Genomic DNA, 14,165 nt, shown 5'->3' on the forward strand with positions numbered 1-14,165 from the left:
CCGGGTGGCCTCCGTGCCGTCGCAGCACCCCTACATCCGGGCCGCGATCGACCCGGCGACGGTCGACCTGCTGCCCGATCCGCCCGTACCCGGAGCACCCGCCGGGCAGTGGTGGCCGCCGCAGACGGTGACCCCCGCGTGGATCGACGCCCACGCGAACGAGTTCGACATCCTGCATCTCCACTTCGGGCTCGAGTCGTTCGACAGCGACGAGATCGCCGCCGGCCTCGCCGCCGCGCGCCGGGCCGGGCGCCCGGTGGTCTACACCGTGCACGACCTCGACAACCCCCAGCTCACCGACCAGGCGCCCTACCGCGCGATCCTCCACACGCTCGTCCCGGCCGCCGATCACCTCATCACGCTGACGGATGCCGCGGCCGACGAGGTCCGCCGACGCTGGAACCGCGACTGCACCGTCCTCCCCCACCCGACCGTGCTGACCGGAGAACCGGACGTGCCGACAGGCACGCACGCGACCGACTCGCCCGTCACGGATGCCGCGTCCCCCGTCCGCGTCGGCGTGCACGTGCGCGACCTCCGTCCCAACATCGACGCCCTCGGGGCGGTGCGGGCCCTCGCCGTCGTCGCCGATCTCGTCGGCGCCGAGGTCGACGTCGTCGTCCTCATGAACGACCGGGTCCGCGACACGGCGCTCGCGGAGCGGGTCATCGCGACGGCCGGCGATCGGGTCCGCATCGAACGCGTCGGCCGGCTGTCCGACGCCGCCGTCGAGCGATGGATCGCGCAACTCGACCTGTTCGTGCTCCCCTACCGTCACGGCACCCACTCCGGCTGGGTCGAGCTCTGCTGGGATCTGGCGACGCCCGTCGCCGGCACGCTCGTCGGGAGCGTCGGGGCACAGCATCCGTCCGACTTCCTCGCGATCGACCTCGACCGCCCGGAGACCCTTGTGGCCGCGGTCGACGAGGCCCGTCGCCGCCGGTCGACGACCCGGCGCGACGACGTGCAACGTCGTCGTCACGACCGCCTCGCCGAGCGGGAGACCGTCCGCGACGCGCACACCGCGCTCTATCGCGACGCCCTCCAGCGCGTCGCGCGAGCCGAACGGTGGAGCGCGTGAGCGTCGCGCGGATCCCCCTTCGCGTCCTGCTCGTCGCTCCGGAACGACACGCGCTGCGCCAGCCGCACGCCGGAGGGCTCGAGGCCGTCGTCTGGAATCGCGCGCGGTGGCTTCGCAGCCGCGGCCACGAGGTCGTGCTGTGCGCGGCCGCGGGGTCCGACCTGCTCGGTCCGAACCCCTCGCTTCACCTGCCGAGCCCACGCTGGACGCGCGCGGCCGACGCCTCCGACAGCGAGTACCCCGAAGGACACCGGCGGGCGATGGCGGCGGCGTTCGCCCGCGTCGCCGACCACATCGCCCGCGACGGAGGCATCGACGTCGTCGACAACCACAGCCTGCACGGCGCGCCGGTGCGGTGGAGTCGCACGCTCGGCATCCCGGTCGTCACGACGCTGCACACCCCGCCGCTGCCCGACATGGTCGTCGCCGCCGCCGCCATCAGCGGCGCACCCCACCGATTCCTCGCCGTCAGCCAGTACACCGCGCAGGCGTGGTCGGCCGAGGGTATCGATGCCATCGTGATCCCCAACGGCGTCGACACCGACCACTGGACGGCAGGTGCAGGCGGCTCGGACTGGGTGTGGTCCGGACGCATCGTCCCCGAGAAGGCACCCCACCTCGCCATCCGAGCGGCGTGCGCCGCAGGTGCCCGTATCGTCCTGGCCGGACGCATCGGCGACGAGGGGTACTTCGCGCGTGAGGTGCGCCCCCTCCTCGGGCCGGACGCGCGCTACGCGGGCGCTCTGCGCCAGCCCGAACTGAACGCGCTCGTGGGCGCGGCGGCGGTCGCGCTGGTCACCCCGGTGTGGTCGGAGCCGTTCGGCCTCGTCCTCGCCGAAGCCCTCGCCACCGGCACGCCGGTCGCGGCGTTCGACTCCGGCGGCATCCGCGAAGTCCTGTCCCGGATGCCCGGGACCGCAGTCGTCCCGGCCGGCGACGTCGTCGCCCTCTCGCGGGCCGCGTCCGCGCTCGCGGCGGCGGGCGCCGACATCGCGACCCGGCGCGCGGTCCGCCGCGCCGCCGAGGCGCGTTACTCGCTCGCGCACCGACAGCGCGAGGTCGAGCGGGTGCTCCTCCACGCGGCATCCGATGCTCCTCATCGCGGTCTCGCCGCCGAAGCCGTCGCGCAGGTCGGCGCATGATCGGCTGGTACGTCCACCATCACGGGTTCGGACACGTGACCCGCATGCGCGCAGTGCAGCCGTACCTCAGCGAACCCGTCACGGTGTTCTCCAGCCTCGCGGCCCCCGAGGGGCTTCCCCCCGACATCACCTGGGTGCGGCTCGACGGCGACGCGGACCCGATCCCCACCCCCGACGGTGGGGAGATCGACCCGGCCCAGCTCGATCCGACGGCACGGGGCGCCCTGCACTGGGCGCCGCTCGGACATCCCGGGCACCGCGCGCGCCTCGCGACGATCGCGCAGTGGATCGCCGGGAACGACGTGTCGACGTTCGTCGTCGACGTCAGCGCCGAGGTCACCGCATTCGTGCGCCTCCTCGGGGTCCGGACGGTCGTGATGGCCCAGCCCGGAGCCCGCACCGACGCGCCGCACCGACTCGCCTACGACCTCGCCGACCGGATCGTCGCCCCGTGGGCGGAGGGCGTCATCGACGCCGCCGCGCTGCGCGACCGCGGTGACCGCGTCGCCTACGTCGGGGGCATCTCGCGCTTCGACGGTCGCGTCTCCGGCGCGAGGAGCGAGGATCCCGCGCGCGGCGCGAACCGTGCCCTGTTCCTCGGCCGGACCGTGGACGTCACGCGGCTGGAGGCGACGGTCGCCGCCCTGCACGCGCGCGGGTGGCTCACCGACCTCGCGGGTGCTCGGGATGACGGTGATCGCGTGGACGACGTGTGGTCGGCGCTCCGGCGGAGCACAGTCGTGGTCAGTGCCGCCGGGCAGAACAGCATCGCCGACCTCGCCGCCGCCGGCGTCGCCGCGGTCGTCATCGCGCAGGACCGGCCCTTCGATGAGCAGCGGCACACCGCGCGGGTCATCGCCGCCCGCGGCCTCGCGCTCACCGCACCCGACACCGTCTCCTCCGACGATCTCGCCGACCTGATCGAGCGGGCCGCGACATGCGTCTCCGGCGCGCCCGACTGGACGTCGTGGCGCGTGACCGGCGCCGCGCAGCGTGCCGCCCGGGCTATCGAGGAGGCGTCATGACGACGCGGGTCGCCGTCATCACGACGGCCTCGTCCGCGCGCCTCGCGCACCTGCACCGGCAGCGGCGCTTCCTGCGCGAGGCGCAGAGCGAGACCTCCACCGCCGGGATCGACCTCCTCCGCATCGAGGTCTGGCTCGACGACGCGGCGCCGCAGGAAGTCGGGAACGCCACCGTCCTCCACCTCCCACCCGGCGCCCACGGGATGCGGGTCGGCGCCGCGCGCAACGCCGCCGCGCGCCACGCGATCGAGGCCGGCGCAGACCTGCTCCTCTTCCTCGACGTCGACTGCCTGCCCGGACCCGATCTCCTGCCTCTCTCCACGGATGCCGCGCGCCGGCGCCCCGACGACCTCCTCGCGGGCCCGGTGACCTACCTCGCCAGCGTGCAGCGCCCGAACGCGCTCGCCGACCTCCCCGCCCTGACCCGCCCGCACCCCGCGCGGCCCGATCCGGCTCCCGGCGCCCTGGCCCACGCCGCGCCGACGGACTACGCGCTCTTCTGGTCGCTCTCCTTCGCGGTCACCCCGCGGGTATGGGAGCGGATCGGCGGCTTCGACGAGGCCTACGAGGGCTACGGCGCCGAAGACACCGACTTCGCGTTCCGCGCCCGGGAGCGCGGCGTGGCCCTCACCTGGGTCGGCGGAGCGCACGCGTACCACCAGTGGCATCCATCGGGGACGCCGCCGTGGCGCCACCTCGACGACATCCTCCGCAACGGCCGGATCTTCGCCGAGCGCTGGGGCACGTGGCCGATGGAGGGCTGGCTGGAGGCGTTCGCAGCGGCGGGCGCGATCGAGCGCGACGGCGACGGGTGGCGCCGGGCGTCGTGACGCGCGCCTCGCACGCCGCCTCACGGCGTGTCTGTTCGCGTCGCGCGATATCGCCGCCGTCCGCTTGCCCCCTCCCCGGGGCGGGGCTCTACCGTGGACGCACACCTGCGGAAGGACACGCGTGACCGAAGAGATCGAGCAGAACTGGCAGACCTGGACCGGATTCGCCATCGTCGCGGGCGTCGCCCTGGCCGTCGTGATCGCGGTCATGGTCGTGGTCGCCGTCGCCCTGAACCTGATCGGGCGGCGCAAGAGCTGGGCGAGCCGGCTCAGTGAACGCGTGCGGTGGCCGTTCCGGATCACCCTGCTGATCCTCGCGCTCGTGGTCTCGATGTCGGCGCTGCCGGTGGACGACGACCTCCGCGGCGGACTGACGCACCTCTTAGGCATCCTGATCATCATCTCGGGGGCCTGGCTGCTCGCGCAGCTGTTCCTCTTCTTCATCGACAGCGGCAGCCAGCGCTACCGCCTCGTCGAGAGCGACACGTTCTCGGCCCGCAAGATCCGCACGCAGCTGCAGATCGTCCGGCGCCTCGTGATCGTCGTCATCGTGGTCGTCGCCGCCGGAGCCATCCTCATGACCTTCGACGCGGTGCGTGCGGTCGGCGCGAGCGTCCTGGCGTCGGCCGGCATCGCGTCGATCGTCGCGGGCCTGGCCGCCCAGTCGGTGCTGAGCAACCTCTTCGCCGGGGTGCAGCTCGCCTTCAGCGAGGCGATCCGCGTCGGCGACGTCGTCGTGGTCGAGGGCGAGTTCGGTCGGATCAACGAGATCACCCTCAGCTACGTCGTCCTGGAGCTGTGGGATCAGCGGACCCTTGTGCTCCCCTGCACCTACTTCACGACCAATCCCTTCGAGAACTGGACGAAGCTCGGCCGGGCGCTCCTCGGCACGGTCTACTTCGATCTGGACTGGCGCGTGCCGGTCGAGCAGATGCGCGGTGAGCTCGAGCGGATCCTCACCGAGACCGAGCTGTGGGACCGCGCGTCGCACAGCGTGCAGGTGACGGATGCCGTCGGCGGGATGCTGCAGGTGCGCGTCGTCGTGAGCGCCAGCGACTCCGGCCAGCTGTGGGATCTGCGGTGCCTCGTGCGCGAGAAGCTCGCCGAGTGGGTCCGCACCGCTCACCCCGAGGCGCTCCCCCTGCAGCGCGTGCAGATCGGCGAGGAGCCCTCCGGGGCCGGCGCGATGCGGGTGCGCGAGCAGCCGATCCCCGAAGCCTGAGCGGGACTGGGTCGAGCGCTACAAGGCGTTCCAGATCACCTCGAGCAGCCAGAAGAGCACGAGGCCGACGACGGCGACGATCGACAGCCACGAGAAGCGGCGCCGCAGCCGCTTGCCGGGAGCGGCGACGCCGGGCGGCGGGCGGAGCCCCTCCAGGGGCGGCGCGAACGGCAACGTGTCGTGCGCGGGAGCGTCGGCCGCCCCGGCCGCACGTGCCGCGGCCAGACGGTCGTCGCGCCACCGCGCCCACTGGTCGAGCTTGTCCAGCAGCGCGCCGACCGCCGAGAAGAGCCACGCCCACGTCGCCGGATCGAGCGTCGAGAACGAGCGGTGCGAGTAGAGGAACAGCCAGTCGTCGACGATCTCGACGTCGAGGGCGGCGGCGTTGTCGATGAAGCGCGCCATGACATCCGGCGTGAACAGGTACAGTGCATCCCGCTCGTACCCGGTGGGGCAGTACAGCGAGAAGTAGCGGTCGAAGTCGCCCTCGAGCCCCAGGCGCTGCTCCTTCTCGAACGACTGCGGGAGGTTCGAGCCGAACAGCCCGTTATTGCCCACGGCGTCCAGCACGATGTGGGGCAGCGGAGTGTCGAGCTTCACCGCCACGTACCCCCAGCGGTGGGTGCGACTGTTCTTCCCCGATCCGGTCGTGTAGCGGTGATTGCCGAACTCGACCCATCGCGGGCGCTCGCCGCGCAGGACGTCGTCGGCGCTGCGGGCACGGCCGAGCGAGAAGATCATGCCCGGCAGCGGCGGCGCCGACACCTCCCCCACGAAGCTCATCCCGTTCGCCTGCGCGAAACGGTCGAGGCGGTACGCGCGGGCGGCCGATCCGAAGTACGTGCGGTAGACGATCACCACCACGGCGCCCACGAAGGCAGCGATCGCGAGCACCGGGATGCCCACGCCCACCAGGACGACCAGCACGTCGGTCAGCGCGCCGCTTCCCATGCCGAAGAAGACCGACAGCACCGCGGAGAGGATCGTCGCGCCGATCCACACGAAGAACCCGGCGAACACGACGGCGAGGATCACGCCGACGATCTGCGGCATCCGGAATCCGCCCGTCGACGCGCCCCGCTCCCGCCGCGCCGCCGCGTGCGCGCGCACGGCGGCGCGGTCGACCGGGTCGGTCAGCGGGCGGGGATCGAACACCCCGATCGGGGACGGTGACGCGGCCACGACGGCATCCTTTCGCGCGGGGAAGGCATATCCGCTACCATAGGAGGGTTGTCCGCATGACCGTGCACTCGCGCGCGTCCTCGGATGACGTGCAACACACCCTCCTGCTGTCGGGAAATGCCCGGCAGCCGTTCTAGTCCGAAGGAGGTGGGTTAGTGACGCACTCGCACCAGTACGAGCTCATGCTCATCCTGAACCCCGAGATCGACGAGCGCCAGGTTCCCGTGGCCCTCGACAAGTTCCTCAAGGTCATCACGACCGACGGTGGCACGATCGAGAACATCGACATCTGGGGTCGTCGCCGCCTGGCGTACGAGATCCAGAAGAAGAACGAGGGCATCTACGCCGTCGTCAACTTCACCGCCACCAGCGCGACGACCGCGGAGCTGGACCGTCAGCTGAACCTCAACGAGCAGATCATGCGCACCAAGGTCCTCCGGGCCGAGGAAGCCATCGCGCAGGTCGCCGCTGAGAAGCAGCGCGCCGAGGCCAAGGCCGCCCGCAAGGCTGCCGCACCCGCCAAGGCTGCGAAGGCCTGAGTCCGATGGCCGGCGAGACGATCATCACCGTGGTGGGAAACCTCACGGCTGACCCCGAGCTGCGGTACACGCAGAACGGGCTGCCCGTCGCGAACTTCACGATCGCGTCGACGCCGCGCACCTTCGACCGTCAGGCCAACGAGTGGAAGGACGGCGACGCGCTGTTCCTCCGCGCGAGCGTGTGGCGCGAGTTCGCCGAGCACGTGGCCGGTTCGCTGACGAAGGGCTCCCGCGTCATCGCGACCGGGCGTCTGAAGCAGCGCAACTACCAGGACCGCGAAGGCAACAACCGCACCTCGATCGAGCTCGAGGTCGACGAGATCGGCCCCAGCCTGCGTTACGCGACCGCTCAGGTCACGCGTGCGTCGGGTGGCGGCGGTCAGGCCCGTCAGGCGCAGGTCGCCGACGAGCCGTGGTCGACCCCCGGTTCGGCCGGCGGCAACAGCAACTCCGGCAACGCCGGCGGGGCTGACGCGTGGAGCGCTCCCGGCACCTACGGCGACGACACCCCCTTCTGATCCCTCGATCGCACGATCGACAGATCACCGGATGCGTCGCGTCGAGGCATCCGATCTCCCTCTTGAAGTAAAGGAACACACATGGCTGGAAAGGCAACCGGCGACCGCCGCAAGCCGCGGAAGGGCGCGAAGAACGCCGCTCCCGCGAAGGCGATCCGCGTCGGCGTCATCGACTACAAGGACGTCGCCACTCTTCGCAAGTTCATCTCGGAGCGCGGGAAGATCCGCGCCCGTCGTATCACCGGTGTCTCGGTGCAGGAGCAGCGTCTGATCGCCAAGGCGATCAAGAACGCGCGCGAAATGGCGCTCCTGCCTTACGCCGGCGCTGGCCGCTAAGGAGAACCGACATGGCAAAGCTCATCCTCACTAATGAGGTCGTCGGGCTCGGTGGCGCCGGCGACGTTGTCGAGGTCAAGAACGGGTACGCCCGTAACTACCTCATCCCCCAGGGCTTCGCAGTGGCGTGGTCGCGCGGTGGCGAGAAGCAGGTCGCGTCCATTCGCGCCGCTCGCGACGCCCGCGTGATCCACGACCGCGAAGAGGCCGTGGCGCTGAAGAACACGCTCGAGTCGAACAAGGTCCGTCTGGCCGTCAAGGCCGGCGCCGAGGGTCGTCTGTTCGGTTCGGTCAAGACCGCCGACGTCGCCGACGCGGTCAAGACCGCCGGCCTCGGCGAGCTCGACAAGCGCAAGATCCACATCACCTCCCCGATCAAGTCGGTGGGCGAGCACGAGGCGACCGTTCGCCTCGCGGAAGACCTCACCGCCGTGATCACGCTCCAGGTCGTCGCCGCGAAATAATCAACGACGGCTCGGCAGAGCAGAACGGATGCCGCGGACCTTCGGGTCCGCGGCATCCGTTGTTCTCGGATCAGGGCTTGCCGTTGCCCTTCTCCTCCTTCTTCTCGTTCCCTTTGCCGGAGTTGTTGCCCGGGCCACGGTTGTCGTTCTGGGGCTGCTCCTCGACGACGGGCTGTTCCTCCACGACCGGCTGCTCCTCCACCACGTCAGGAACCGCCGGGGCAGGGGACTCCTCCACCACCGCGGTGTCCTCCGGATCAGTCTCTTCCGCCGGCACCTCCACGGCGGGAGCGGGCGTGCTCGCGGGGACGGGGGAGCCGGCGGCGTTGCCCCACCAGATCCCCCCCACCGTGAGGATCGCCGCGACGACTCCCGCTGCGATGCCGATGGGGACGATCGCCGGACGGCGGCGTCGACGTTCCCGCTTCGCCGCTGGTGCGCCTCCGAGCGATGCGGGCGTGGGTGAGGGCATGACGGCGGTCCGGCCCGTCTCCGAGCGTGTCTCGATGGCGCCGGCCGCGACATCCGCCGGGACCGCAGGGATGGCCGGGATCCGACGCGCACCGGGCATCGGTACGGTGTCCTCCGAGCGGGCGAACGCCGCAGCATCCGTGGGCAGCTCCTCCGCGGTCATCAGGACCTCGAGCGCCGTCGGCCGTGTGCCCGGGTCGGTGGCGGTCATGCGCTCGATGAGCGTCCGCCAGGCGTCGGGGAGGTCGGCGGGGATCTCCGGCGCCGAGGTCAGGCGCGCGGTGAGCGCGGCGATGCCCTCCGCGCCGTCGAACGCCCGCTCCCCGGTCAGGGATTCGAGCAGCAGGAGGCCGAACGAGTACACATCGGCCGGAGGCGCGGGCGGGGCGCCCTGCGCCTGCTCCGGGGCGAGGTAGGCCATGGTGCCGACGACGAGACCGGGGTTGGTGAGGCGCTCGGAGTCGAGCAGATGCGCGATGCCGAAGTCGGCGAGCTTCGCGCGCCACGTGCGTCCGGGGCGTGACGACCGGGTGAGCAGCACGTTGCCGGGCTTGATGTCGCGGTGGATGATGCCCGCGTCGTGCGCATAGTGGAGGGCGTCGGCGATGTCGACCGCCACGCCGGCCAGCTCCGTCGGATCGACCGGACCTTGCGTGATGAGGTCGCGGAGCGTCAGGCCCGGGATGTACTCGATCACGAGGTAACCGCCGGCGTCGTCGTCGATCCGGGCATCGAACAGCGTCACCAGGGCATGGTGATTGAGGGAGGCCAGAAGGCGCGTCTCCGACCGGGCCCGTTCGATGACGTCGGCGTCGCCGGCGGCACCTCGAAGCACCTTCACCGCGACAATGCGTCCGAGCGTGCGGTCGTGAGCGCGGAACACCTTGGCCATCCCACCCTCTCCGACGAGCTCGAGGAGGGTGTACCGGCCGTCGAGGGTGGTGCCGATCTGCGGGTCGTGATGCGACGGGGGGTTCGTCATCGACGACTCCTCTCTGCGATCAGGTGCGCGCGCACGAATACCGATCCACGTTACGTGGTGGATCGGTTCCGGTCACGGGGGTTGCGCGCGGGCGTCGGGATCGGGGAGGGCCGGCTCAGGCGGTGCCGACCCTCCCCGACCGTTCAGACGGTGCGTCGACGGGTGGCGGTCGCGACCACCCCCGCGAGCATGAGCAGCACGGCCAGCGGGATCAGCACGATCGGCAGCTCAGAGACTCCCGTTGCCGCCAACAGCGACGCGGATCCGGATGCCGATGCCGTCATCGCCGTCGCGGTCATACCGGTCGGCGCTGCCTCGCCTGCAGGCGTACCGGGGGTGCCGGGCGTTCCGGGCTCTCCCGGGGTGCCAGGGGCACCAGGGGCACCGGGCGTGCCGGGCTCACCGGGCGTGCCCGGCTCTCCAGGGGTACCGGGCTCTCCGGGGGTACCGGGCTCACCGGGCGTGCCCGGCTCTCCGGGGGTACCGGGCTCACCGGGCGTGCCCGGCTCACCGGGCGTGCCGGGCTCACCAGGCGTCCCCGGGGTTCCCGGTGCTCCCGTCTCAGCGCCGATGGTGGTGGCGTCGCCGATGACGGAGACGGCGTTGCCGCCGATCGTGACGGGTGCGGTGATGGGGGCGAGGATCTGGGTGCCGCCGAGGATCGAGTCCGTTCCGTCGGTGATGCCCAGGAGTCCGTCTCCGTGTCCGGTGGTGCCGCCGGTGGTGGTGGTGTCCACGGTGGTGGCGTCGCCGATGACGGAGACGGCGTTGCCGCCGATCGTCACGGGTGCGTCTGCGGCGACGATCCCCTGCGTCCCGCCGAGGATCGAGTCCGTTCCGTCCGTGACCCCGACCACCGGAGCGTCGGCGACAGGTTCTGCCGCGGGCACCTCCTCCGCGACCGGTGCCGCGGGCGCGGCATCCGTCTCCGTGATGGCATCGACCGTCGTGGCATCCCCGATGACCGACACGGCGTTGCCGCCGACGGTGACCGGAACATGGACGTCGATGATCGCCTGCGAACCGCCTCCGACACTGTCGTGACCGCTGGTCTCGGCCACGGCCGGAGCCGGCTCGGCGGCGGGTGCTGCCGTCTCCGCGCCGACCGACGTCGCGTCGCCGATGATCGAGAGGGCGTTGCCCCCGATCGTGACGGGGAGATCGACGTTCAGTACGGCCTGGGTGCCCGAGAGGAGCCCGTCTTCGCCGGTCGTGTCTCCGAGAAGGTCGACGGCGTTCGCCGCCGCGCCGCCGGCGAGGGTGATCCCGCCGGCCAGGAGCGTGCCCCACAGGGCGCGCGTGAGCATGGTGTTCATGGGTGTCTCTCCTGAAAGTTGACTGATCTGAGCGCGCATCGGCGCGCGATGGATGCGGTGCCGCAACGGGAGCGGCGGAGCCGCGATCAGTCGGGGGAGACGTCGGTGGCGAAGAGGGGCGCCGGTGGCGTCGCGTGGCTCTCGAGTCGACCGCGTCGCACCCAGGCACGGTGTGCGACGAACGGCCCGAGCGCCGCGAGGGCCAGGGCGCCCGAACCGGTGCCACCCGGTCCGGATGCTGCCGCCGGGAGGCAGAGGCCTCCGGCGAAGAAGGTCGTCGTGGGGAAGGAGTCGCCACTCGATACGACGGATGCCGCCGTCTGAACGGCAGGAGAGATCGCGTCGGAATGCGCGGCAAAGGCGAACGTCGCGGAGGGCATCGACGAGGCCGACGCGACGCCCACGGGCAACGCGGCCTCGACGGGCAGCGACTCAGAGCCGGCACTCGGGACGTCGACCGTGCCCGTACCGTTCGTGATGTCCTCCCCGATCGGCGGAGCCGTCGGCGCCGGAGTGACGGGATCGATGTCGGGGGCTGCAGGGGCGACCGGCGGAAGGCCGACGGACTCGCCGGTGTCGGAGACGGCGTCGACGACCGAGCCGAGGGTTCGATCGGCCGTGCTGCTCAGGTCCGTGACCGCGTCATCCGCTCCGATCCCGGTCACCACGGTGCCCACGACCGGAACCTCGGTCACGAGATCGACGACCGGCGTGGTGATCGACTCGACGACGCCACCCGTGACGACCTCTGCAACCGGCTGAATGACCGGCTCGGTCACCTCGCCGACCGTCTCAACGACCGCGGAGACGGGCTCGGCGACCGGCGCGGGAGCGACCTCGACGGCAGACTCCGCGACTCCGCCCACGGTGCCGCCGACGACGTCGACGGTGCCCGTGACTGCGTTCGCCGCGGTGTCGACGACGCCCACCACGGCACCCAGAAGACCAGGGCGATCGCGATCGTCCTCGGCGGCGTGTGCGGAACCAGAAGACCCCGCCAGCGAGATGACCATCCAGGCGAGCGCGAGGAAGCAGCCGGCGAGTGCCAGGCGGAACGTCCTCGACAGCGTCGAGTGCGTCGCTTCCACGTTCACCTCCTGAGACGGATGCGCGTCGCGCGTCGAGAACACGACGCGGTCGAGAGGGTGCCTGGATCACGGACGTTACCCGCGGCGGTGTGCGTTGTCTATCCCTTTCCTCTGAAAAGTGGAATGGAAGGGGCCGCTGCGCGGGTGTCCGGCCGCGGGTCTCCATGCCCGTGAATGCAACTCGAGGCGTGTGTCGGGCGTGTCGATTTGTACACAGGTCCACACAGCACATCAAACCTTCAACGCCTGCTTCAACCCGGAGTTTCTCCACAGGCTGTGAAAGAGAAAAGCCCAGATCAGACGGGGGCTGTGGTCGCAACTCGGAGATATCCACGGGTTTTGTCCACAGGTGTTGTTCACAGGCGTGACGGCGTTTCCCGCATGTTCTCCACACAGTTATCCACAGGGGTGTTTGCGCATGTCGGACCCCCTTCATACCGTGGGGTTCGGCCATCGAGGCACGCCGTCCCGATGGCCTGCTCGCTTTCGCGGGCCCCGCGAACACACGGTCTCCGCTCCACCATCCGCATCCCTTTTCGAGGAGGACGACAGCGCACATGTCGATCGCAGACATCTCGGAAGAGCGACTGGGCGGACCCCGAGAGTACGAGCGCACGCCTCCTCACGACCTCGTCGCGGAGCAGAGCGCGCTCGGCGGCATGATGCTGTCGAAGGATGCCGTCGCCGACGTCATCGAGTCGCTCCGCGGCACCGATTTCTACATCCCCAAGCACGAGGTCATCTTCGAGGCGATCCTCACGCTCTATTCGCACGGCGAGCCGACGGATGTCGTCGCCGTCACGGACGAACTGATCAAGGCCGGCGAGCTGCAGCGTGCCGGGGGAGCGGATTACCTCCACACCCTCACCTCGATCGTCCCGACCGCGGCGAACGCCGGCTACTACGCGTCGATCGTCTCCGAGCGCGCGCTCCTCCGCCGCCTGGTCGAGGCGGGCACCCGCATCGTGCAGATGGGGTACGCCGGGCAAGGCGAGGCGCTCGACCTGGTCAACACCGCGCAGGCCGAGATCTACTCCGTCACCGGCGCCGAGGCGGTCGAAGACTACGTCCCGCTGAACGTCGCCGTCGATGCGGCGGTCGAAGACATCGAGGCCGCTCGCGGTCGGGACGGCCAGATGACCGGCATCCCGACCGGGTTCTCGGGACTCGATGCCCTCACCAACGGCCTCCACGGCGGCCAGATGATCGTCGTGGCCGCACGTCCCGCAATGGGTAAGTCGACCCTCGCGCTCGACTTCGCCCGCGCGGCGGCGATCAAGGCCAACCAGCCGACGATCTTCTTCTCGCTCGAAATGGGTCGCAGCGAGATCGCCATGCGCCTCATGAGCGCCGAAGCGGCCGTCCCGCTGCAGAACATGCGCAAGGGCACGCTCGACTCCCGAGACTGGACGACGATCGCCTCCGTCCGCGGCAAGATCAACGACGCCCCGCTGTACATCGACGACAGCCCCAACATGACGCTCGTCGAGATCCGGGCGAAGTGCCGGCGGCTTAAACAGCGCGTCGGTCTCAAGATGGTCGTGATCGACTACCTCCAGCTCATGACGAGCGGCAAGCGCGTCGAGTCGCGTCAGCAAGAGGTCTCGGAATTCTCGCGTGCGCTGAAGCTCCTCGCGAAGGAACTGCAGGTGCCGGTGATTGCGCTGTCGCAGCTGAACCGTGGTCCCGAGCAGCGCGCCGACAAGAAGCCCGCCATCAGCGACCTGCGTGAATCGGGTTCCATCGAGCAGGATGCCGACATGGTGATCCTGCTGCACCGTGAGGCGGCCTACGAGAAGGACAGCCCTCGCGCGGGCGAGGCCGACCTGATCGTCGCGAAGCACCGAAACGGTCCGACCGACACGGTTACCGTCGCTTTCCAGGGCCACTTCTCGCGCTTCACCGACATGGCCGTCGGCGACTTCGGCTGATTGTAGGTTCTCGGCGAAGATGGCGGATTCTTAGATGA

General features: G+C 70.7%; 14 protein-coding genes. 10 read left to right on the forward strand and 4 right to left on the reverse strand.

Going from position 1 to position 14,165, the window contains the following annotated elements:
- Positions 1 to 4 precede the first annotated feature (4 nt).
- The 5 genes from LTL01_RS00580 (at position 5) to LTL01_RS00600 (ending at position 5,300) form a co-directional block, all read left to right on the forward strand.
- Positions 5 to 1,081, forward strand: a complete 1,077-nt coding sequence (locus LTL01_RS00580; protein ID WP_236966986.1) for a glycosyltransferase — start codon at positions 5 to 7, stop codon at positions 1,079 to 1,081.
- Positions 1,078 to 2,223 (forward strand): glycosyltransferase, encoded by a 1,146-nt coding sequence (locus LTL01_RS00585; RefSeq protein WP_236966987.1) that lies wholly within the window; start codon positions 1,078 to 1,080, stop codon positions 2,221 to 2,223. Before LTL01_RS00580 ends, LTL01_RS00585 begins: the two co-directional genes overlap by 4 nt.
- The gene (locus tag LTL01_RS00590) at positions 2,220 to 3,248 is read left to right on the forward strand and encodes a glycosyltransferase (RefSeq protein WP_236966988.1); all 1,029 of its coding nucleotides are present in this window, start codon (positions 2,220 to 2,222) and stop codon (positions 3,246 to 3,248) included. Before LTL01_RS00585 ends, LTL01_RS00590 begins: the two co-directional genes overlap by 4 nt.
- Positions 3,245 to 4,078 carry a galactosyltransferase-related protein gene (locus LTL01_RS00595; RefSeq protein ID WP_053546743.1) on the forward strand — a complete coding sequence of 278 codons (834 nt, stop codon included), beginning with the start codon at positions 3,245 to 3,247 and terminating at the stop codon, positions 4,076 to 4,078. The genes LTL01_RS00590 and LTL01_RS00595 overlap by 4 nt, the downstream gene beginning before the upstream one ends.
- Before the next feature lie 121 nt (positions 4,079 to 4,199).
- Complete coding sequence (locus tag LTL01_RS00600; RefSeq protein ID WP_236966989.1) at positions 4,200 to 5,300, forward strand: mechanosensitive ion channel family protein; 1,101 nt, start codon at positions 4,200 to 4,202, stop codon at positions 5,298 to 5,300.
- 18 nt (positions 5,301 to 5,318) lie between these two features.
- Here LTL01_RS00600 and LTL01_RS00605 read toward each other — a convergent pair whose 3' ends face one another.
- Positions 5,319 to 6,482: a hypothetical protein gene (locus LTL01_RS00605; RefSeq protein ID WP_236966990.1), complete on the reverse strand. Its 1,164-nt coding sequence runs from the start codon at positions 6,480 to 6,482 to the stop codon at positions 5,319 to 5,321.
- Between the two features lie 182 nt (positions 6,483 to 6,664).
- On the opposite strand from LTL01_RS00605, the gene rpsF reads away from it, so the two are divergent.
- From rpsF to rplI, 4 genes are all read left to right on the forward strand, one after another.
- Positions 6,665 to 7,021 (forward strand): 30S ribosomal protein S6, encoded by a 357-nt coding sequence (gene rpsF / locus LTL01_RS00610; RefSeq protein ID WP_236967702.1) that lies wholly within the window; start codon positions 6,665 to 6,667, stop codon positions 7,019 to 7,021.
- Positions 7,022 to 7,026: 5 nt separating this feature from the next.
- Positions 7,027 to 7,539 (forward strand): single-stranded DNA-binding protein, encoded by a 513-nt coding sequence (locus LTL01_RS00615; RefSeq protein WP_053546746.1) that lies wholly within the window; start codon positions 7,027 to 7,029, stop codon positions 7,537 to 7,539.
- A gap of 81 nt (positions 7,540 to 7,620) precedes the next feature.
- On the forward strand, positions 7,621 to 7,875 hold the full coding sequence (gene rpsR, locus LTL01_RS00620) for a 30S ribosomal protein S18 (RefSeq protein ID WP_005054609.1): 255 nt from the start codon (positions 7,621 to 7,623) through the stop codon (positions 7,873 to 7,875).
- A gap of 11 nt (positions 7,876 to 7,886) precedes the next feature.
- The gene (gene rplI, locus LTL01_RS00625; RefSeq protein ID WP_053546747.1) at positions 7,887 to 8,339 is read left to right on the forward strand and encodes a 50S ribosomal protein L9; all 453 of its coding nucleotides are present in this window, start codon (positions 7,887 to 7,889) and stop codon (positions 8,337 to 8,339) included.
- 70 nt (positions 8,340 to 8,409) lie between these two features.
- On the opposite strand, the gene LTL01_RS00630 is transcribed toward rplI, so the two are convergent.
- The 3 genes from LTL01_RS00630 to LTL01_RS00640 all read right to left on the reverse strand — a co-directional run bounded on the left by LTL01_RS00630 (position 8,410) and on the right by LTL01_RS00640 (position 12,196).
- Complete coding sequence (locus tag LTL01_RS00630) at positions 8,410 to 9,792, reverse strand: serine/threonine-protein kinase (RefSeq protein WP_236966991.1); 1,383 nt, start codon at positions 9,790 to 9,792, stop codon at positions 8,410 to 8,412.
- 143 nt (positions 9,793 to 9,935) lie between these two features.
- Positions 9,936 to 11,108: a collagen-like triple helix repeat-containing protein gene (locus LTL01_RS00635; protein ID WP_236966992.1), complete on the reverse strand. Its 1,173-nt coding sequence runs from the start codon at positions 11,106 to 11,108 to the stop codon at positions 9,936 to 9,938.
- Positions 11,109 to 11,194: 86 nt separating this feature from the next.
- Positions 11,195 to 12,196 carry a hypothetical protein gene (locus LTL01_RS00640; protein WP_236966993.1) on the reverse strand — a complete coding sequence of 334 codons (1,002 nt, stop codon included), beginning with the start codon at positions 12,194 to 12,196 and terminating at the stop codon, positions 11,195 to 11,197.
- 557 nt (positions 12,197 to 12,753) lie between these two features.
- Between LTL01_RS00640 and dnaB the strand changes: the two genes are divergently transcribed.
- Positions 12,754 to 14,127 carry a replicative DNA helicase gene (gene dnaB / locus LTL01_RS00645; protein ID WP_236966994.1) on the forward strand — a complete coding sequence of 458 codons (1,374 nt, stop codon included), beginning with the start codon at positions 12,754 to 12,756 and terminating at the stop codon, positions 14,125 to 14,127.
- The last annotated feature ends 38 nt before the right edge of the window (positions 14,128 to 14,165 follow it).

The sequence above is a fragment of the Microbacterium aurantiacum genome (assembly GCF_021654035.1).
In the GTDB taxonomy this organism is placed as follows: Bacteria; Actinomycetota; Actinomycetes; order Actinomycetales; family Microbacteriaceae; genus Microbacterium; species Microbacterium aurantiacum.

Coding starts and splice junctions, on each gene's coding strand:
- LTL01_RS00590 (WP_236966988.1), top strand. CDS start 2,220: ATGATCGGCTGGTACGTCCACCATCACGGGTTCGGACACGTGACCCGC.
- LTL01_RS00595 (WP_053546743.1), top strand. CDS start 3,245: ATGACGACGCGGGTCGCCGTCATCACGACGGCCTCGTCCGCGCGCCTC.
- rpsF (WP_236967702.1), top strand. CDS start 6,665: ATGCTCATCCTGAACCCCGAGATCGACGAGCGCCAGGTTCCCGTGGCC.
- LTL01_RS00615 (WP_053546746.1), top strand. CDS start 7,027: ATGGCCGGCGAGACGATCATCACCGTGGTGGGAAACCTCACGGCTGAC.
- rpsR (WP_005054609.1), top strand. CDS start 7,621: ATGGCTGGAAAGGCAACCGGCGACCGCCGCAAGCCGCGGAAGGGCGCG.
- rplI (WP_053546747.1), top strand. CDS start 7,887: ATGGCAAAGCTCATCCTCACTAATGAGGTCGTCGGGCTCGGTGGCGCC.
- LTL01_RS00630 (WP_236966991.1), bottom strand. CDS start 9,792: ATGACGAACCCCCCGTCGCATCACGACCCGCAGATCGGCACCACCCTC.
- LTL01_RS00635 (WP_236966992.1), bottom strand. CDS start 11,108: ATGAACACCATGCTCACGCGCGCCCTGTGGGGCACGCTCCTGGCCGGC.
- dnaB (WP_236966994.1), top strand. CDS start 12,754: ATGTCGATCGCAGACATCTCGGAAGAGCGACTGGGCGGACCCCGAGAG.